Annotated in this window: 16 protein-coding genes and 1 pseudogene; 11 read left to right on the forward strand and 6 right to left on the reverse strand. The window is 41.3% G+C overall.

Annotated elements, in window-relative coordinates; translation table 11 throughout:
- Window positions 1-57 precede the first annotated feature (57 nt).
- The 3 genes from hslO to FTT77_RS03075 form a co-directional block, all read right to left on the reverse strand.
- Window positions 58-933, reverse strand: coding sequence for an Hsp33 family molecular chaperone HslO (hslO, locus tag FTT77_RS03065; RefSeq protein ID WP_180108809.1), 876 nt, complete (start codon window positions 931-933; stop codon window positions 58-60).
- A gap of 50 nt (window positions 934-983) precedes the next feature.
- Entirely contained in the window at window positions 984-2,825 is a 1,842-nt protein-coding gene (locus FTT77_RS03070) for a monovalent cation:proton antiporter-2 (CPA2) family protein (protein WP_111885622.1), read from the reverse strand.
- Window positions 2,826-2,904: 79 nt separating this feature from the next.
- The gene (locus FTT77_RS03075) at window positions 2,905-5,127 is read right to left on the reverse strand and encodes a primosomal protein N' (protein ID WP_180108808.1); all 2,223 of its coding nucleotides are present in this window, start codon (window positions 5,125-5,127) and stop codon (window positions 2,905-2,907) included.
- A gap of 150 nt (window positions 5,128-5,277) precedes the next feature.
- On the opposite strand from FTT77_RS03075, the gene gspF reads away from it, so the two are divergent.
- The 4 genes and pseudogenes from gspF to FTT77_RS03095 all read left to right on the forward strand — a co-directional run bounded on the left by gspF (window position 5,278) and on the right by FTT77_RS03095 (window position 8,136).
- On the forward strand, window positions 5,278-6,483 hold the full coding sequence (gspF, locus tag FTT77_RS03080) for a type II secretion system inner membrane protein GspF (protein ID WP_078189785.1): 1,206 nt from the start codon (window positions 5,278-5,280) through the stop codon (window positions 6,481-6,483).
- A 36-nt stretch (window positions 6,484-6,519) separates the two neighbouring features.
- Window positions 6,520-6,957: a type II secretion system major pseudopilin GspG gene (gene gspG, locus FTT77_RS03085; protein ID WP_078189784.1), complete on the forward strand. Its 438-nt coding sequence runs from the start codon at window positions 6,520-6,522 to the stop codon at window positions 6,955-6,957.
- A gap of 283 nt (window positions 6,958-7,240) precedes the next feature.
- Window positions 7,241-7,576, forward strand: a complete 336-nt coding sequence (locus FTT77_RS03090) for a hypothetical protein (RefSeq protein WP_078189783.1) — start codon at window positions 7,241-7,243, stop codon at window positions 7,574-7,576.
- A gap of 221 nt (window positions 7,577-7,797) precedes the next feature.
- A pseudogene (locus tag FTT77_RS03095) lies at window positions 7,798-8,136 on the forward strand (tRNA-binding protein).
- Window positions 8,137-8,222: 86 nt separating this feature from the next.
- Here the strand turns inward: FTT77_RS03095 and lnt are convergent.
- Both lnt and FTT77_RS03105 read right to left on the reverse strand, forming a co-directional pair.
- Window positions 8,223-9,782 carry an apolipoprotein N-acyltransferase gene (gene lnt / locus FTT77_RS03100; protein ID WP_180108807.1) on the reverse strand — a complete coding sequence of 520 codons (1,560 nt, stop codon included), beginning with the start codon at window positions 9,780-9,782 and terminating at the stop codon, window positions 8,223-8,225.
- A complete protein-coding gene (locus FTT77_RS03105) occupies window positions 9,779-10,618 on the reverse strand; it encodes an HlyC/CorC family transporter (RefSeq protein ID WP_078189781.1) in 840 nt (279 codons plus the stop codon). The genes lnt and FTT77_RS03105 overlap by 4 nt, the downstream gene beginning before the upstream one ends.
- 200 nt (window positions 10,619-10,818) lie before the next feature.
- Between FTT77_RS03105 and tusA the strand changes: the two genes are divergently transcribed.
- The 5 genes from tusA to FTT77_RS03130 all read left to right on the forward strand — a co-directional run bounded on the left by tusA (window position 10,819) and on the right by FTT77_RS03130 (window position 15,554).
- Window positions 10,819-11,076 carry a sulfurtransferase TusA gene (gene tusA, locus FTT77_RS03110; RefSeq protein WP_078189780.1) on the forward strand — a complete coding sequence of 86 codons (258 nt, stop codon included), beginning with the start codon at window positions 10,819-10,821 and terminating at the stop codon, window positions 11,074-11,076.
- A 133-nt stretch (window positions 11,077-11,209) separates the two neighbouring features.
- Window positions 11,210-14,068, forward strand: a complete 2,859-nt coding sequence (locus FTT77_RS03115) for a type VI secretion system Vgr family protein (RefSeq protein WP_180108806.1) — start codon at window positions 11,210-11,212, stop codon at window positions 14,066-14,068.
- Entirely contained in the window at window positions 14,069-14,722 is a 654-nt protein-coding gene (locus tag FTT77_RS03120) for a type VI secretion system amidase effector protein Tae4 (RefSeq protein WP_180108805.1), read from the forward strand.
- The gene (locus FTT77_RS03125) at window positions 14,719-15,096 is read left to right on the forward strand and encodes a hypothetical protein (protein ID WP_180108804.1); all 378 of its coding nucleotides are present in this window, start codon (window positions 14,719-14,721) and stop codon (window positions 15,094-15,096) included. The genes FTT77_RS03120 and FTT77_RS03125 overlap by 4 nt, the downstream gene beginning before the upstream one ends.
- A gap of 221 nt (window positions 15,097-15,317) precedes the next feature.
- Complete coding sequence (locus tag FTT77_RS03130) at window positions 15,318-15,554, forward strand: hypothetical protein (RefSeq protein WP_180182524.1); 237 nt, start codon at window positions 15,318-15,320, stop codon at window positions 15,552-15,554.
- A 138-nt stretch (window positions 15,555-15,692) separates the two neighbouring features.
- On the opposite strand, the gene FTT77_RS03135 is transcribed toward FTT77_RS03130, so the two are convergent.
- Window positions 15,693-17,405 carry an electron transfer flavoprotein-ubiquinone oxidoreductase gene (locus tag FTT77_RS03135; protein ID WP_180108802.1) on the reverse strand — a complete coding sequence of 571 codons (1,713 nt, stop codon included), beginning with the start codon at window positions 17,403-17,405 and terminating at the stop codon, window positions 15,693-15,695.
- Window positions 17,406-17,599: 194 nt separating this feature from the next.
- On the opposite strand from FTT77_RS03135, the gene FTT77_RS03140 reads away from it, so the two are divergent.
- Together FTT77_RS03140 and murI are read left to right on the forward strand one after the other, a co-directional pair.
- Window positions 17,600-18,208: a DUF1285 domain-containing protein gene (locus FTT77_RS03140; protein WP_168377951.1), complete on the forward strand. Its 609-nt coding sequence runs from the start codon at window positions 17,600-17,602 to the stop codon at window positions 18,206-18,208.
- Window positions 18,209-18,257: 49 nt separating this feature from the next.
- Window positions 18,258-19,145 (forward strand): glutamate racemase, encoded by an 888-nt coding sequence (gene murI, locus FTT77_RS03145; protein WP_168377950.1) that lies wholly within the window; start codon window positions 18,258-18,260, stop codon window positions 19,143-19,145.
- The last annotated feature ends 42 nt before the right edge of the window (window positions 19,146-19,187 follow it).

The following is a 19,187-nucleotide window of genomic DNA, read 5'->3' on the forward strand; positions in this document are numbered from 1 at the left end:
TAATAAAAAAGCACCCCGAAGGATGCTTAGATTTAGGCTTTCAATCATCACGATGATTTAGCTGAGGTGTTGACCAAAAAGGGATAAAGCTTCTTCTGCAGTAAAGGTATATTTTGTATTACAGAATTGGCAATCCATTTCAATTGGGTTTTGAAACTCTAGGGTTTCACGAACTGCAGCAACACCAATTTGTTCAAGTGCTGTCGCACAGCGTTCTTTTGAACACGTGCAGCCAAATTTTAAGGCTTCAGTTTCAGGTAAACGAACTTCTTCTTCGTTATATAAACGATATAAAATTTCATTTGCAGATAAAGACGTTAACTCATCTGCTTTTAATGTCTCGGTCAGCATGGTTAAACGTGGCCATAGATCTTCATCGACACGGCGTTGTTCTTCTTCGCTATTCCGAGGTAATAACTGAATCAGTAAACCACCTGAACGACTGTTGCTGCTTGCTAAGACGATGCGTGTCGGGATCTGTGCAGATAGATCATAATATTGCATCAAGCAACCCGCTAAAGTCGGTTTGTCTAAAGGTACAATCCCTTGATAACGCTCACCAAATTCAGGCTCGATATTAATGAAAAGTACTGGGTTTACCAAGGCTTTCAGTACCGTGCTGCTGTCTTCAGCGGTTTGAAAGTGCGGGTCTTCTTCATAATCTGCAAGTGCGCGAACTTCACCGAGATGATTACATTCCGCCATTGCCCATTTAAAAGTGCCTGCAGCCTGAATTTGTAAGCTAATACGACCTTTAATTTTTAAGGTGCTGGCCAACAAGGCAGTCGCGCTGAGCATTTCACCCAAGAGAATTTGTACAGCAGGTGCATAGTCACGCTGTGCAAGAATCGTTTGTAGGGCTTCTTCAAGATGAACCACTTCTCCACGAACAGGGCTATCTTCAATAAAAAAGCGTTGGCGTAAATCTGACATAAAATTCTCCATAACCCTGCTTTAATGGTGACGATATTGTAAAACACAAGTCATTCATTATCATCTCTTGTGACATCAATACGATGACGTTGTAAGCTGCGTTGTAAATCAACACCTGTAGGTTTTTCACGGGCTTGCGCATCGCTTTCAAACAAATGTTCCAGTTCAGCTAAAGCGTTACGATGCGTTTCATAAATCTTTTGTTCATCGGTATAGATTTGCTGCTGTTGAGTCAGCAGTTTCTCATCATAATCACGGAACAATTCGATACTTTTATAGGCATCTTCATCGCTGATGCCTAAGTCGCACAGCATGTGATAGGCCATTCCTAAAGAGGATAAATAGGTTTCACGCCAAATATGCTCAATCCCCAAATCACGCAGCAAATGCACCTGATGACGGTCACGTGCGCGGACCAATAATTTTAACTGAGGGTAATTCAGACGAATATGACGCGCCACGTTCATTGAGTCTTCAATATCATCTATGGCAAGGACAAACACTTTGGCATGTTCAATGCCCGCAGCGCGTAAAATATCTGGTTGTGTGGCATCGCCATAATACAGATGACCACCATAATTACGTACGAAATCGACTTTGTCTAAGTTGCTATCAATGGCGGTAAAAGACAAATGCTGTAAATGCGCCACACGAGCAATGATTTGTCCGAAACGCCCAAAGCCCGCAATAATCACAGGATTATGTTCATCCGGAATGTCGTCATATTCGGGAATGGTTTTTGGATTAAAACGTGGCAAAATTTGTGATTGTATTAACCAATACAACATAGGGGTCAACACCATCGACAAGGTGACGATGAGGGTTAATGGCTCCAAAATGGCTTGTTGTACGACATTTTCACTTTTCGCCACACTAAAGACCACAAAGGCAAATTCACCGCCTTGAGCCAAACAGGTCGCCAGTAAAATACTGTTGCGCCATGAATTTTTGAGATAACGTGCAATTGCGGTAAGTGACGCCATTTTGATGAGCATCAGTGCCAATGCACCACCGATAATGAACCATGGCATTTCAACGAATAATGACAGTTCCGTGGTCATGCCCACGGTCATAAAGAACAGACCAAGTAAAAGCCCTTTAAACGGAGCAATACTCGCTTCGAGTTCATGGCGGAATTCCGAGTCTGCCAATAGCACGCCCGTCAGAAATGCACCAAGCGTGGTACTGATACCGAGTACATCCATCAACACCACGACACCCAGCACTATAAATAAACCGACAGCGGTGATCAGTTCATGCGCACCACTTTTCGCGACGAAGCGGAAAAAAGGCCGCATTAAGTATCGACTAAATAAAAATAAGCCTGAAAAAGTCGCAATGATTGCAGCGAAATAGGCGATTCCGTGATGTGATGATTCTGTTCCTGCGAGCAGGGGAATGACTGCAATCAGGGGAATCGCGGCCATATCTTGAAACAGCAAAATCGAAAAGGATTGTTGCCCATAGGTGGTGTTTAATTGCTGCTTCTCACTCAGCATCTGCAAGACAAAGGCAGTAGAAGAAAGAGCGAGAGCGAAACCGATAACGATACTGGCTGCAATGCCTTGTTGTAAGGCAAAAAAACTGCCTAGCGCTAAAACAAGACCGGTCAGACCGACTTGTAAACTCCCCATGCCGAAAATAGAACTACGCATACTCCATAGACGCTGTGGACGGAGTTCGAGGCCGATCAGGAACATCAGTAAGATCACGCCAAACTCAGCGAGATCTTGGATCGCTTGGGGATCACTGGCAATGTTAAAGACGTCGGGGCCGAGCAAAATACCGGTGAACAGATATCCCAATACCGTTGCAATACCAAAGCGCTTGAGCAAAGGGACAAGCAATAAGGATGCGCCAAGGAAAATTGTGATCTGTAACAGTAGTGACATTTACTCGTCCTAGAGTTGTGTTTTTGGTCGAAAGTTTCAATTCAGTATGACTGATATTTTCAGACTGAATTGTACGCGTTTAACTGAGTTCCTGTGGGTCTATATCTAAACTCAGCTTCATATTTGATGGCTTGTTATGCAAGATGTTTTGCCACCAATAACGCAGATAATAATGTAAGCGCGCACGATCTGTAGACAGTAAAACCATGTGGGATTGATAACGTCCCGCTTTGCGCTCCATCGGGGCAGGAATCGGTCCCCAAATGTCAATAATTCCAGCAGAGTCCTGACGCAGCAATTGGGCATGTTGCTGTAAAAATTCAGTATTGAGTTCTTGGTTTTTTGACTCACAGCGTACCAATGCGGCATAGCGAAACGGTGGCATTTGTGCCATTTCCCGTTCTTTCATGGTTTCTTTGGCAAATTTTCGATAGTTCTCATTGACCAAAATATTCAAAAGCGGATGGTCGGGTCTTAATGTTTGTAGGAATACATCGCCTTTACGTTCACCACGGCCGGCACGCCCAGTGACTTGTACAATGAGCTGTGCAGTACGCTCGATGGCACGGAAGTCCACACTCAGTAGACCTGAATCGATATCTAAAATCGCCACCAAGGTGACGTAAGGGAAATGATGTCCTTTGGCCAGCATTTGTGTACCGAGTAAAATGGCAGGTTCGCTTTTTTGAATCTTGTCATAGATTTTTTGCCAACTGCCGACTCGACTGGTGGAATCACGATCGACCCGTATAACGTCATGCTGCGGAAATAGCTCATTTAGGCTTTCTTCAACCTTCGCTGTACCCATACCCACGGATTTCAGTTCTTGGTGATTACACTGTGGACAATGCTCTGGCATACGGTGAATGGTGCCGCAGTGGTGACAATGTAGGTGTTGATAGGGTGTGCGGTGTACCGTGAAATTGGCATCACAATGTGGGCATTTAGCTTGCCATGCACAACTTTCACAAATCAGTACAGGTGCATAACCCCGGCGGTTTAAAAACACCAATACTTGCTCTTTTTTTTCAAGCCGTTTACGGATTTCACCAATCAAAAGTTGGCTGATTCCATGCTGTTTCTGTGCCACTTTCAAATCAAGGATGTGCATTTTCGGCATGACCGCAGTGCCCGCACGTTGGTTCAATTCCAGTACGGTCATTTTGCCTTGTTTCGCCAGTGCATAGCACTCGATACTAGGCGTGGCAGAACCTAAAATGACAGGGCATTGTTCCAGATGCCCACGGTAAAGTGCGACATCCCGAGCGTGATAGCGAAAGCCTTCTTGTTGTTTAAAGGACAGATCATGCTCTTCATCAATCACAATTAAACCTAGATTCGGCAGTGGGGTATAAATCGCAGAACGCGTGCCTAAGATAATAGACGCCTTGCCCGTTTGCGCTGCTTGCCAAGCTTGCATACGTTTTGAATCGTTCAAACCCGAATGTAGTAGAGCAATATTGCAATGAAAGCGTGATTGGAAACGGCTGATGGTCTGTGGGGTAAGTCCAATTTCAGGCACTAAAACCAAGACTTGTTTGCCTTGCTTTAGAATCTCTTGCATGATTTGTAAATAGACTTCGGTTTTACCACTGCCGGTGAGACCATCAAGTAAAAATGCCTGATATTGATTACGCGCCTTTAACACCCGATCAATGGCTTTCTTTTGCTCAGGATTTGCAGTGAGTGGCATTTGCGCCATGCTCATGGGCATCGGGCTAAAGTCCTGTTCCGCCAAGACACATTGGCAGATGCCTTTTTTCTCTAATGCTTTGAGTGTCGCGGTTTCCACACCTGACAAATTTAAAAGATTTTCACCTGTGCCTGTGGGATGTAATTTTAGTATTTTATACGCCTCTTGTTGACGCTCTGAACGTTTAATTTTGGCTTCAGCATTATGGTCAATCAGATTCCATGTCCGTGCCAATAAATTATAGGGCTTTCCTTGGCGTAACAGCGTCGGAAGGGCACTTTGCATCACTTCACCAATCGGAAATTGGTAATACTGTGCAGACCATGTCAATAAATTTAAAACTTTCTCATCTAAAATGGCACGATCATCAAGAAGTTCGGTAATGGCCTTGAGTTTAAAGCTTGAATCGAGTGGTGCATCGGGAGCAATTTTTTCCACGATGATACCGGTCAAATTTTGCCGACCAAAAGATACAGCAACGCGTGCACCTACTTCAGCTTGTTGGTATTGCTCTTGGTTTAAGCTGTAATCGAAGCAGTCGTATAAATATACCGGAACGGCGACTCGAACGCGGTAAATAGGTGTTGCAATGCTCGCTGAATTTGCCATAAAACGTGGATAAGTTCCTGATTAAATTTCGTCGTGATCGTAAAGGAGTTGTGTTAGAGTGAGCTCATATTTTATATCTAAGAATATGAATGATTTTGATGGTCAGACGCAACTGCGCTGATAGAAATTTTGGAAAATTAGAGCATTACAATGCCTGCATATCAGTTTACTGCCATAGACGCTTCAGGGAAGCAGCAGAAGGGTGTACTTGAGGGTGATTCTGCGCGTCAAATTCGTCAACAGCTCAGAGATCAGTCACTCATTCCAGTTGCTGTCGATCCGATAGAGCAAAAAGACAAACACGCGCAGCAGCGCTGGTTTCAAAAAGGGCTGAATGCCTATGACTTGGCTTTATTGACTCGCCAACTTTCAGTTTTGGTTGCCGCTGCAATACCATTAGAAGAAGCGATTCGTGCTGTGGGAAAACAAAACGAAAAAGCCCATGTGCAAAACCTGTTGATGTCGGTGCGTTCTAAAGTTTTGGAAGGACATTCTTTAGCCAACGCACTACAACAAGCGGGACGCTTTCCTGAACTGTATATTGCCACGATTGCAGCAGGTGAGCGTTCAGGTCATCTCGATCTCATTCTCGACCAACTTGCTGATTACACCGAAAACCGCTTCGCCATGCAAAAAAAAGTGCAGGGTGCGATGATTTATCCCATCATCCTGATGTTAATGTCTTTCGGTATTGTGATGGGACTCATGACCTATGTGGTCCCAGATATTGTCAAAACCTTTGACCAAAGCAAAGATGCCTTGCCGTGGATAACGGTCGCTTTAATGAAAGCCAGTGATTTTATTCGAATGGCCTGGCCATTTTTATTGGTCGGTAGCGTAGTTTCGATTTTTCTCTTGGTTCGATTCCTCAGAACAGCGGCGGGACATTATGCCTTTGACCGATTGACCTTGAAATTACCATTATTTTCCAAACTGTCTAAAGGCATTAATGCCGCTCGTTTTGCCAGTACCTTGTCGATTTTAACCAAGTCTGGCGTGCCTTTGGTCGATGCTTTAAAAATTGGCGCAGCGGTCAGTAATAATTGGGTGATTCGAGATTCGGTCAACCTTGCGGCAGAGAAAGTAACAGAAGGTGGTAATTTAGCAACACAGCTTGAGCGAAGTGGTTATTTCCCACCGATGATGGTACAAATGATCAAAAGTGGTGAAAGTTCAGGCGAATTAGATCGGATGCTAGAACGTGCGTCGACGATGCAAGACCGAGAAGTGACGACTTTAATTTCAACTTTATTGGCGTTGCTTGAACCGCTGATGTTGGTATTTATGGCGAGCATTGTACTGGTGATCGTGATTGCTGTGATGCTGCCAATCGTGAATATGAATAATATGATTTAAGACATTCGAACAATGATGTGAACAGAGATTTGTAACATGCAAGTGAAGACAAAAAATATGAAGCAACAAGGTTTTACTTTAATTGAAGTGATGGTGGTCATTGTCATTTTAGGTGTTTTGGCAGCGCTGATTGTACCGAACGTGATGGGCCGTGGTGAAAAAGCCAAAGTTGATACTACGGCGATTACTTTAAAAAGTGTCGCTGGCTCATTAGATCAATACAAAATGGACAATGGTAAATTCCCTTCAATGCAAGACGGCGGATTAAATGCTTTGGTCACCAAACCTGAGTCTGCTAAAAACTGGTTGCCGGGTGGCTACATCAAAGGTGGCTATCCAAAAGACAGTTGGGACAATGACATTCAATATGTGATTCCAGGTTCTGAAGGCCGTCCTTATGATCTTTATTCATTTGGTGCGGATGGTCAGTCTGGCGGTGAAGAAAATGATGCTGATATTTACTATAAACACTAACTGAGAATAATTATAAATTCAGTTTTAATGGAATTAATCACTTCACTTAATAGGATGTTTCAATATTGAGTGAAGTGATAATAAATCTTAATTATAAAATTAATATTAAGTTGTTGAATTTACTTTAAATAACATAATATAAAATATGTGATATTTATAATAAGAATTATTCCCAATTTTATTGATTACAATAATCGTAAAATATGAATAAATATAGGCTTTTCATTTAAATAAAACCGAGCATAATATCTTTTATGGTACTTTTTTAGCCATGGAGGATAGTATGAAAGCATTATTATTAACGGATGAAATTAACCAATTTCATTGGTCTATGCTGAAATCTGTTCTTTTGATTTTAAGTATTCTGCCGATCAGTCAAGGCATTGTGTATTTATGGCAAAGCACTGAGGGCAGTAGCCAAATTATGGTGGGCTTCTTTGCCATGAGCTTAATGAGTTCATTACTGGCTTTAAGTTTTTGGTCTGCATTAAAAGCGACTGTGGCAAATTTAAAACAAGAACATGCATCTGCCATCGAACAAATGGTTGTTCGTCTTTATCGATATATTCCAATGGTGTCTTTAGCTGCCATGCTTTCCTATTTAGTTACTCAGTTATAACCCCAAAATTAACCTTCCAAACTGGGGCTTGCTCCAGTTTTTTTATGTCTCGTGCTAATGAACAGTTAGCCTACATTAATGTGAAACTTGTTCTAAGATGACGTTACTTTGTCCGTTTTGACGCATCGAATGTCTGCTTCACATATCGTCAGCCTGAATCAAATTTTTATAATGCATAGATAGTCAGATGAAGCACAACAAAGAGAAGAAAAGAGGGAAAAATGCAACAGATTGATTGGCAAGATTTTTTGAAAGTTGAATTACGTGTGGGGAAAATTGTGCAGGCTGAAGTCTTTGAGCAAGCACGTAAACCCGCGTACATTCTCCATGTGGATTTTGGAGAGGAATTGGGCATTAAATAATCCAGTGCGCAAATTACACAGCTGTATCAGCCGGAAAATCTAGTGGGGAAATTGGTCGTTGCTGTCGTGAATTTTCCGAAAAAACAAATTGGTCCGATCCAGTCAGAGTGTTTGGTCACAGGTTTTCATAATGCAGAGGGGCATGTTGCTCTTTGTGTGCCTGATGCAGAGATTCCCCTAGGCACCAAGTTACTTTGAAAAAGTAGGATGAGCTGGCACGTTGAACGTTTAACAATAAAAAAACCGAGCCAAAGCTCGGTTTTTTTTGATCTTTTGTAGCGGAATCAACGGCGTGATTTAAAAGAAATATCAACTTTACGCGGTCGATAAATCCAACCGAGAACCAATAGCAAGAATGAGAAAATCAACACAGGCCAATCACTTAAGCGAGTGTAAAGTGTTTCGCCTTGCATGGCAGGTAAATCACCACGAAGTACTGCATCTTTATCCATCGGCGCCTGTTTCACAATGTGGCCATTATGATCAATAAAGGCGGTAATGCCGGTATTGGTTGCACGGATAAACCAACGGCCATTTTCTTTGGCACGCATTTGAACCATTTGTAGGTGCTGATGTGGGCTCGCTGTTCCAGTAAACCAAGCGTCATTGGAAATAGTCACTAGGTAGTCACTTTGACTGGCATTACGGCGCGTTAAGTTGGGATAAGCCACTTCATAGCAAATCGCCGCACCTAAATCATGACCTTTAACATTCAAAGGCTTTTGGTTGTTTGCGCCACGTGAAAAGCCACTCATCGACGGGTCATTTTGTAGGGCAGGTAGTACCCAACTTAACATCCCTGAAAGCGGAATGTATTCACCAAAGGGGACTAGACGTTGCTTCTTGTATAGACCAGAAGATTCATCACCAGTTGCCATGATGGTGTTGTAATACATAGGATGTTGGTTTTGCTGTGATTCTGCCAAATCCCAATAGGGAATACCTGTCACCCAAGCCGTACCTGTTTTATTGGCTTGGACTTTCATCGCATCCAGAAACGGCTCAATATCGGTTTGGAACATAGGAATGGAGGATTCCGGCCAAACAATGACATCACGCCCCCATTCGGTCCGACTTAATGACGCATACTTCATTAAGGTTTGAGCTTGGTATTCTGTTAACCATTTTAAATCTTGCGGAATATTGCCTTGAATTAAGGAAACACTCAGCGGTTTTTCATTTTTAGGCTGAACAAATTGCACTTGCCCTGCACCCCATGCACCGAGCAAAACAAGGGCAGAGGGAACAATCCAGAAGATGCGTTTACGCAGGATTTCAACCAATGCACAGGCCAATACAATGACCGCAAAAGATACCCCAAAGATCCCGAATAATGGCGCATAGCCATCGAGAAATCGTTCAGTAAAGGCATAACCTGCAAACAGCCATGGAAAACCGGTGAAGACCCAAGTTTTACTCCACTCGAAAAACACCCACAGTGGCGCAAAGGTCAGTGGGGTTTCTGGAAAGAAGCGGCGGTAGAGCCAACTCTGAACTGCGGTAAACAGCCCCATCACAATCGCCATAATGGCAATCATCAAAACACTGAGTGCTGAATTGGTATCACCATAGACATGGATCGAGGTATACAACCAAAAAGCCCCGACAAACCATAAGCCAAAGCCATAAGCTAGACCAATGAAAAACGATTGTTTAGGTGCACGTTGACTTAGGCAGGCATACAACAGGGCTGGAGATAAAATTGCCAACCACCAATAATGATAAGGTGCCAGCGACAAGCTGAAGATGGCACCTGAAAATAATGCAATCAGCGAAGGATAGATGAAAGGTAGCTGTTTTTTTTGTTGTGAGTGGTTTAGCAGCTTATCAAAGTAGGTTCTCATTTACGGACAGCTCGGATCAGATGAATGGTACGTGCATCTGCCTCCAAAATGGTAAATTCCCAGTTTTCAAGTTCAATCACTTGACCTTGTAAATCACTGACCAAGCCCATTTCTTGTAGCAGTAAGCCGCCCACAGTTTCTACTTCATCATCTGAAAAATCAGCATCTAAAAGATTGTTAAAGTGTTCAATTGGTGTAAGTGCTTGAACCAACCATGTATTTGCACTTAGTGGGTCTTCATCTGGAATGATAAATTGAGCTTCTTCATCGACTTTGTCGTGTTCATCTTCAATTTCACCCACAATTTCTTCAAGAATGTCCTCTAAAGTGACTAAGCCTGAAGTTGTGCCATATTCATCAATCACTACAGCGATATGGGTTTGGGTATTTTTCAACATACGTAAAACTTGGTCAGAGCGTGCGCTCTCAGGTACAAATAAGGGTTGACGCATTAATGCACGAATATCGACTTTGGTGGTCGGTTCTGTCAAAAATGGCAACAAATCTTTGGCCAATAAAATACCGACGACATTGTCAGGTTGGTCTGAGGAAAAGACGGGGAAACGTGAGTGTGCAGATTCGACAAGTACATGCAAAATATCTAATAGCTCATCATCTTCTTGTAAGCTGATCATCGCAGTACGGGGGGTCATGACCTCGCGGATTTTAGTTGCAGGTAAGTCGAGTACCCCTTCGAGCATGGCAACTGTATCGGGTTCTAAGAAGCGACGTGAATCTTGTACCAATTTCAACAGTTCGTCACGGGTTTCTGGTGCAGTGCCCAGCCATTTACGTAAGCCGCGCATGCCCCACGACGGGCCGGATTCCTCTTGCATGATCTTTCCTAAAGACTCTTAATATCTAATAAATGATGATTTTATCATACCGTAGAAAATACAGTTGTCTATTGTTAATGTTGATCTAGATGATGAGCGATCAAGTCATTTTAAGACGTTATCATCTGCATTTTTCAAGCTAACATTCGGTCGTTAGGATTATGCTAAAATAGCCCTAGATTTTAATACTGAGTTTTCTAATGTCTGAGCCTTCTGTGCCCCCATCAATTCAATTAAACACCCGTGGCTTACGTTGCCCTGAGCCTGTGATGATGTTGCATCAAGCCATTCGTAAATCAAAATCGGGCGATATTGTTGAGGTTTTTGCAACAGATAATTCGACCTCTTGGGATATTCCGAAATTTTGTATGCATTTAGGTCATGAGCTTTTGCTTCAAGAAGAACGTCTTGATGAAAATGGAAATAAAGAATTCCATTATTTGGTTCAGAAAGGTTAATTTAAGAGATTGTAAAAAAATAATAATTATTAAGATGTTACATTTTTATTAATAAAATAGGCTGGTCAAGTCTGATGGCTAGCCTATATCATTCGCAGCATAATTATACAAAGTTTAAAAACAGACTTTTAAAATGTTAAATTCGATTGCTCTTATACTTGAAAAATTAGGCTTATCCGCCCAAAAACGTGCCATTCATGTGCAATTTTCCAACCCTGCGTTGAATGAAGAGCTTTTTATTCAACGTATTGATGGGGAGCATATCTTAAACCAAGGCGTACAAGCGACTTTGATTTGCCTATCCACCAATGCACTTATTCCACTAAAACAATTTATTGGCGCACAGGTTGCCGTTGATCAAGTGACCGATCAGGGCGAACTCTTCCGTACCGCCGGTATTATTACCGAAGCCACCCAAGGGCAGAGTGACGGTTCACTCACGCTGTATAAACTCACTTTAGAAGATGCAACATCGCTGTGGCATAAGCGCCGCAACAGCCGTGTGTTTATGAACAAATCGGTGCGTGATGTCAGTGAGACTCTTTTTAAAGAATGGCAAAGCAAAAGTCCGCTCTTTGCTGCCAGTCTAACGCTAGATCTAAGCGGTTTAAGCCAAAACTATGATGTACGACCTTTCATCATGCAGTCGAATGAAAGCGATTATGACTTTTTAACGCGACTTTGGCGCAGTGAAGGCATTAACTGGCTCATCGATGAAGCACAGTTGAAAGTGCCGCATTCCTCAGCCCAAATTGAAAAACAAAAACTCCGCCTGATTGATGACAATAGCCAATATCAAGCACTCAGCCGTCACAGCATCCGCTTTCATCGTTCTAGCGCCACAGAAAAACAAGACAGCATCACCAGCTTGATTGGTGAACGTAGCATTCAGCCGACTGCGGTACACGTACAGCGCTGGCAAGCCGATGGACTCAGCCAAGAAGAAGGTGCAGGTTCAGTTCAAAGCAAACATCAGCATAGCCAAAGCCAAGACAATGCTAGCTTAAGTTTGGAACAAGCATGGCATATCAGCCCTGCATGGATGCAAGACTTAAAAGGCGAAGACCAAGCTACCGCTTCATCCAATAGCCAAATTGAAAAACTGAATCAAAACCTAACGCGCTATCACGAGCTACAATCAAAAAAATTCAATGCACAATCGACCGTGCGTGATACCCAAGTGGGTTATTGGTTTGAACTGAATGAACACCCTGAAATTGATCAACATAGTGGTGCAGACAAACAATTTTTAATCACAGAAAAGAAATTCTATAACCAAAATAACTTACCCAAAGACCTTACTGAACAAGTCAATCAACTGATTGAACAAAGCCACTGGAACATTAAACCGATCCATGAACAGGCCGAGCGTCAGGCCAATCAGCTCACATTGCAACGCCGCAATATTGCGACCGTTCCTGCATATAATCCACTCGAACACCGTCCAAGCACCCATCCGCAACGCGCTAAAGTTGTCGGGCCAAGTGGTGAAGAAATACATGTCGATGAATGGGGACGAATCAAAGTCCGCTTCTTATTTACCCGTGGAGATGACCACAGCCATGATGGCGGTGCAGGCAGCAATGACAATGACACGGACTCTGCATGGGTAGATGTACTGACTCCATGGGCCGGTGAAGGCTATGGCGCACGCTTCTTGCCACGCATTAATGAAATCGTGGTCATCGATTTCTTTGACGGTAATATCGACCGACCATTTGTGGTGGGACGTATACATGAAGCACAGCGCAGTCCGACCCAATTTGATAGTAAAGGCAAACTGCCAGACACAAAAAAACTAGCGGGAATAAAAAGTAAGGAAGTCCAAGGGGAAGGCTTTGGACAACTGCGCTTTGATGACACGACTGGACAAATATCAACACAATTACAAAGTACCCATGGTGCCACTCAGCTTAACCTCGGTAACCTTAGTCATCCCAAAGAAACCGCAGAAAGTGCAGGGCGAGGTGAAGGCTTTGAACTGAGAACCGACCAATGGGGTGCAGTGCGAGCAGGACAAGGGCTCCTTGTCAGCACACACCCACAACAACAAGCAGCGGCAATGCACCTCGACGCACAAGCGGCGAAAGAACAAATCGAAGCCAACTTAAACAGCAGTAAAGCCTTAAGTGAAGTGGCGAAAAATCAACAAACTGACCCACTTGAAGTCTTGGATAATTTAAAAAACTTCCTTCGGCAAATCGAAAAAGGCAGTAAAGAAAAAGCTGATGCCTTTAAACAAGCCTTAATGATTTTATCTGCACCAAACTCAATTGCTGTAAGTAGTCAGGAAGATGTTCATCTTTCAGCAGATGGACAGATCAGCCAAAGTGCAGGGGATAGCATCAACCTCAGCAGTCAAAAATCCTTAATTGCCCATGCACAAAGCAAGATCAGTCTATTTGCAGCACAAGAGGGATTACGTGCTTATGCAGGCAAAGGCAAAGTAGAAATCCAAGCCCAAGGAGATGGGGCAGATTTGATTGCCCGAAAGGGTATTCAAATTATTTCCACTGAAGATAAAGTTGAAATCAAAGCGAGTAAAAAAATTGTTTTGGTTGCGGGTGGTAGTCAGATTGAAATTAGTAGTGCGGGTGTATTGCCTACGACGGCTGGTAAGTTTGAGGTGAAGGCGGGGCAGCATAAGTTTGTGGGGGGGCAAAGTTCACAGAATAATTTATTCACTTTGCCGAATTTAACAAATTTTACTTTAAAGAAAAAAATTAAAAAAATTTATTGGAGTTATGGTGAAAACGAAAACCGTATTGGAGAATCTTCAAGATTTTATACTGATGTCAATTTACATATAGAAACTGAAAATTATGCTGATGGTGAAACTGTTACTGTAAAAGTTAAAAACCCAGTGTATGAAAAAATCAGTAATCAAAATGAATTTTTAGAATTTCAAGCAACTATCAAAAATGGTGCAGCAAAAATTAAAAATATTTTAAAGAATGAAAAATCATTAATTTTGAATGAAGAGTTACTTTAAATGGCTATCGAAGCAGAAGTAGACGGTGTTATATCAGAACCCTTAAAAGTTAATAGACCAAGATGGTCAGATATGTCTGTCAATTATCCAAACAATACTATTCAGAAAGAAACCTTGTATCCGCAAATCTCGAAAGCTTTGGGTAGAGAGATAAATAATGATGCCTATGCAAATACATGTGCATTAAGAATGAGTGCTGGCTTAATACGATCAGGAGTACAACTACCGAGAGCACCATCTAAAGGAGGCACAATTATTGGTGACGATGGAAAGAACTATTGGATACGTGTCAGAGATTTAAAAGCTTATTTATATACGCTTTTTAAAAAGCCAGATATATCAGTAGAATTACCAAAGCTTTCATCTATTAACCCATATGTGCCAGAAGAGTTAGATCACCGTTTAGATTTTGTAAGAAATAATATAATTGAAAAAATTAAAAATAAGAATGGAATTATTGTTTTTGAGGTAACTGGATGGCGTGATGCAACTGGTCATTTTACGTTATGGGAGGGAGGAGAAGATGGTAGGGGATTGCTCTACTCATCAATTGATCAAAATGATCCAGAATCAGCTGTATATTATTTTTGGATGGTTGCAACTGAAGTTAATAATGGCATAACACAAAAAGTGGATTTTTGGGAATTAAAATGAGATATATTATTTTGTTTTTTTTGTTTTTTTTGATTTTTAATGTAATTGAAGTTCAGGCTAAAACCTTATCTGATATTGAATCATTAAAAGCTTATACTTTGATGAGATGTTTGCAATATAATCAATCTGATTTAGTTTTAGGTAAAGATTTTTCTTATTATAGTTTTGAATTTGTGAAAAATGAAAGATTGGAATTTGAGGAAATTCAGCTAATAGATAATTATGTTTATGAACGTGTAAATAGTTATCATGAAAATGAAATATTTTTAAAAAATGATGTTTTACCCAAAAAAGGGAATGATTTATTTTACCAGTGCTATTTGTTTAGTGAGTCTAAAGATTTAAATAAATTAATTGGAAAATATATTAATTAGTTTTTGATATTTTTTGATGGGAAGGATGAGATTTTTTGCGTAACAAATCCACTCTATATAAATAGAATTTTTGTTTGGTTTGTTTTATAAAAAATTCAGATATTTTTTCTTGAATATAATTGGAATTTTATTGTTTTTTTTAGTTTTGATATTTAAATCTTATTTTTTTAATTATGAAAAATTATATTTTACTTTTTGTTTTTCTTAATCTTTTTGTCTGTATGTCGGAGATAAAAATAAATCCTGATTATTTAAATCCGGCTTTTTTAAATAAATACTATGAACAGGTGATTGAAATTGAAAAAGTAAATTTGGTAGGTGAAGTGGTGGTTGTTACTGATTTAAAAGATGACTCTGGAATTAAGGTTGCAAAGATCGGTGAAGATGAATATTTTTATGAGAATACAATAAAAATTTATGGGATACCAAAAAAACAGGTAAATATCATGTTGAATTGAGAGGGTATTATAGAGCTGGTGTTGGTGGGTCTTCTTTAAAATTTAATAAAAAGTATGATTTAGTGATTAATGATAAATAGTTTTCATACTACATAAATAAACCCGCATTAAGCGGGTTTATTTTTATCTCAAAAGAGATTACATGTTAGGGTAATTAGGACCACCACCACCCTCAGGTGTTACCCAAGTAATGTTTTGAGACGGATCTTTGATGTCACACGTCTTACAGTGCACACAGTTTGCCGCGTTAATTTGGAAACGCTTAGAACCGTCATTCTCTTCCATAATTTCATAAACACCGGCAGGGCAGTAGCGCTGAGCAGGCTCATCCCATTTTGGTAAGTTCACATTTACAGGAATAGAAGCATCTGTCAATTTCAAGTGAGCAGGTTGGTTCTCTTCATGTACCGTATTTGATACGAATACTGAAGACAAACGGTCAAATGTAATTTTACCATCTGGTTTTGGATAATTCGGTTTGAAGTTCGCAGCATCGACAGTTTTTAAAGCGCTGAAGTCGGGCTGTAAGTCATGCAGCGTGAACGGCACTTTAAAGATGTTTTGATCAACAAAGTTGAACGCACCACCCATCCATTGACCAAACTTATGCATAGCAGGGCCGAAGTTACGAGAGTTATATAACTCTTCTTTCAACCAACTGTTGTTGAACTTGTCTGTGTACGCAGTTAACTCTTTAGCGAAGAAGTCTTCACCTTCAGTCACACGTGCAATGGCAAGGTCACCACCTTTTTCCACACCCGCAGCAATCGCTTCAAATACAGCTTCACCGCACAGCATGCCTGATTTCATTGCTGTATGAGAGCCTTTGATTTTCGCAAAGTTTAGGAAACCTGCGTCATCACCAATTAAGCTACCACCTGGGAAAGTGAATTTAGGTAGTGAGTTGAAGCCACCTTTTACAACCGCACGTGCGCCATAAGAAATACGTTTACCACCCTCAAGATATTGCTTGATCAGTGGATGTGTTTTCCAGCGCTGCATTTCCATAAATGGATACATGTGTGGATTGGTGTATGACAAGTCAACGATCATACCCAACGTCACTTGGTTGTTTTCAGCGTGGTATAACCACCAACCGCCTGAAGAACCTGTTTCACTTAAAGGCCAACCTGCACCGTGCATCACCAAACCTGGTTTGTGCTTAGCAGGATCGATTTCCCATAATTCTTTAATACCAATACCGTAATGTTGTGGATCGGCATCTTTATCCAAGTTGAATTTTTGGATTAAACGTTTACCTAAATGACCACGACAGCCTTCAGCAAATAATGTGTATTTCGCATGAAGTTCATAGCCAGGGGTAAAGTTGTGCGTTGGTTCGCCATCTTTACCAATACCCATGTCGCCAGTCTGAATACCTTTCACAGTCCCGTCTTCATGGTAAAGAATTTCAGATGCTGCAAAGCCTGGGAAAATAGACACTTCTAATTCTTCAGCTTTAGCACCTAACCAGCGAACCACGTTACCTAACGAAATAACATAGTTGCCATCGTTATGCATGGTTTTAGGCACCATCCAATGCGGTGCTTCTTGTGATTTTTCATCAGACAATAAGAAATAGGTTTTGTCTTCAGTGACAGGCACATTTAAAGGCGCACCTTGTTCTTTCCAATCTGGGAACAATTCATTCATCGCGCGGGGTTCAAGCACAGCACCCGATAGAATATGCGCACCCACTTCGGAGCCCTTTTCCACGACACAAACGGACAGATCGTTTAGGTTATTTTCAATTGCAAGTTGACGAATTTTAATCGCAGCAGATAGGCCGGCAGGACCTGCACCGACGATAACTACGTCAAACTCCATCGATTCACGTTCGATGTGTTCCATGTAGGACTCCTCATATTTCGGAAGGTGGCATCCATTCAATTCATTTAAATGGTGCTGCCATGAGTGTTCTTAATGCCCAGACACAATTTTTCTATCGTGTCTTTGATATTGTGGGCTAGTATAGTTTTAAACCGAGTTCTAGCCAATTGGCTGAATCATATTATTTTTCCGTCACTAAGGTATTTATTAGGCGGATGAAGCAGCAATTGAACGAAAACCCGACGAAAAAATTCATTAATAGGGATGATAGAAATTTAATGAACATTGCACAATACTTAAAAGATGGACAGTCCGGTCACAAAAGGTCAATCCCTCCATTAGATCAATGGCATCCAAAGCATTGTGGTGCAATGGATTTGAAGGTTTTAGCCAATGGAGAATGGTGGCACGATGGTCAATTGATCAAGCGACAAGCGCTCATAGATCTGTTCTCAACCGTGCTTTGGAAAGAAGATGGGAAATTCTATTTAAAAACCCCTGTGGAACAAATTGAAATACAGGTGGAAGATGAGCCTTTATTTGTCAATCAGGTGGATCACGTTGAGATTGACGCTAAAAACTATATTCAATTCACCACAACCACCCAAGACCTGATTATTGTTGATCAGGAACATCCGATTTTTATGCGTGAATATCAGGGTGAACTACGTCCTTATGTGCATGTTCGTTTTGGTATAAATGCCTTAATTCAACGTGCAGCTTTTTTTCATTTAGTCGAGATGGGTGAGCTGCTTGAAAATGAGCAAGGGGAGTCCATTTTAGTGTTACAAAGTGGCGATTTGCACTTGCAATTAGGCACCTGAGGTTTAAGCTTTCCACCTTGTCATTCTGAATCTAAATTAAAGTGACCCTATGACCGCCATTCATCCCATTTACCCCTTAAATGTACCCATGCCAAAAGCGACTGCTGATGCGCCTATTGGGGTATTTGACTCAGGTATTGGTGGTTTATCTGTTGCATTGGAAATCGCACGTTATTTACCAAATGAGCGGATTGTTTATTTTGCGGATACGGCACATGTTCCATATGGCCCGCGTCAAGATCAGGACATCCGTGAACTGACTGCACATGCGATTGAGTGGTTATACCGTCAGGGGTGTAAAGTCGCGGTGGTGGCATGCAATACGGCATCGGCATTTAGTTTGGATTATTTGCGTGAACACTACGGTGAAAATTTTCCGATTATTGGCTTGGTTCCAGCCTTAAAACCCGCGGTATTACAGACCAAAAGTAAAACTGTGGCTGTCCTCGCAACGCCTGCGACTTTTCGGGGTAAATTAATCAAAGATGTCATGCAGCGATTTGCTGAACCTGCAGGGGTGCAAGTTTTGTCAGTGACTTCTTTGGAATTGGTGCCCTTTGTTGAAGCGGGGGCGCAAATGACTGAGCCTTGCCTGCAGACATTAACTGAGATATTACAGCCAGTTGTAGATGCAGGTGCAGATTATTTAGTGCTTGGATGTACGCATTACCCCTTCCTAAAATCGGCAATTCAGTATATTTTTGGTCAGAAGCTGACATTAATTGACTCAGGATTTGCGGTTGCACGACAAACAGCCCAAATTTTGATTAAAAATGAGTTATTATTTGAGCATAACCGCCAAGATTCACTGCGTATCGAATGTTATGTCAGTGGAAATAATGCGGAAAACTTAACACCTGTGGTAGCACGCTTAATTCAAGATGATCAAATCACTTGGAAAATCTGCAATATTCAGGCGGCAAGTTTAGAATTTTAATCATTGTGATTGAACGATTTTAGATAAAACAATTTAAATCTA

The sequence above is a fragment of the Acinetobacter sp. YH01010 genome (assembly GCF_013420775.1).
Classification (GTDB): domain Bacteria; phylum Pseudomonadota; class Gammaproteobacteria; order Pseudomonadales; family Moraxellaceae; genus Acinetobacter; species Acinetobacter amyesii.

Coding starts and splice junctions, on each gene's coding strand:
- FTT77_RS03070 (WP_111885622.1), bottom strand. CDS start 2,825: ATGTCACTACTGTTACAGATCACAATTTTCCTTGGCGCATCCTTATTG.
- FTT77_RS03130 (WP_180182524.1), top strand. CDS start 15,318: ATGTCGGAGATAAAAATAAATCCTGATTATTTAAATCCGGCTTTTTTA.
- gspG (WP_078189784.1), top strand. CDS start 6,520: ATGCAAGTGAAGACAAAAAATATGAAGCAACAAGGTTTTACTTTAATT.
- tusA (WP_078189780.1), top strand. CDS start 10,819: ATGTCTGAGCCTTCTGTGCCCCCATCAATTCAATTAAACACCCGTGGC.
- hslO (WP_180108809.1), bottom strand. CDS start 933: ATGTCAGATTTACGCCAACGCTTTTTTATTGAAGATAGCCCTGTTCGT.
- murI (WP_168377950.1), top strand. CDS start 18,258: ATGACCGCCATTCATCCCATTTACCCCTTAAATGTACCCATGCCAAAA.
- FTT77_RS03140 (WP_168377951.1), top strand. CDS start 17,600: ATGAAGCAGCAATTGAACGAAAACCCGACGAAAAAATTCATTAATAGG.
- lnt (WP_180108807.1), bottom strand. CDS start 9,782: ATGAGAACCTACTTTGATAAGCTGCTAAACCACTCACAACAAAAAAAA.
- gspF (WP_078189785.1), top strand. CDS start 5,278: ATGCCTGCATATCAGTTTACTGCCATAGACGCTTCAGGGAAGCAGCAG.
- FTT77_RS03075 (WP_180108808.1), bottom strand. CDS start 5,127: ATGGCAAATTCAGCGAGCATTGCAACACCTATTTACCGCGTTCGAGTC.
- FTT77_RS03125 (WP_180108804.1), top strand. CDS start 14,719: ATGAGATATATTATTTTGTTTTTTTTGTTTTTTTTGATTTTTAATGTA.
- FTT77_RS03115 (WP_180108806.1), top strand. CDS start 11,210: ATGTTAAATTCGATTGCTCTTATACTTGAAAAATTAGGCTTATCCGCC.
- FTT77_RS03105 (WP_078189781.1), bottom strand. CDS start 10,618: ATGCAAGAGGAATCCGGCCCGTCGTGGGGCATGCGCGGCTTACGTAAA.
- FTT77_RS03090 (WP_078189783.1), top strand. CDS start 7,241: ATGAAAGCATTATTATTAACGGATGAAATTAACCAATTTCATTGGTCT.
- FTT77_RS03120 (WP_180108805.1), top strand. CDS start 14,069: ATGGCTATCGAAGCAGAAGTAGACGGTGTTATATCAGAACCCTTAAAA.
- FTT77_RS03135 (WP_180108802.1), bottom strand. CDS start 17,405: ATGGAACACATCGAACGTGAATCGATGGAGTTTGACGTAGTTATCGTC.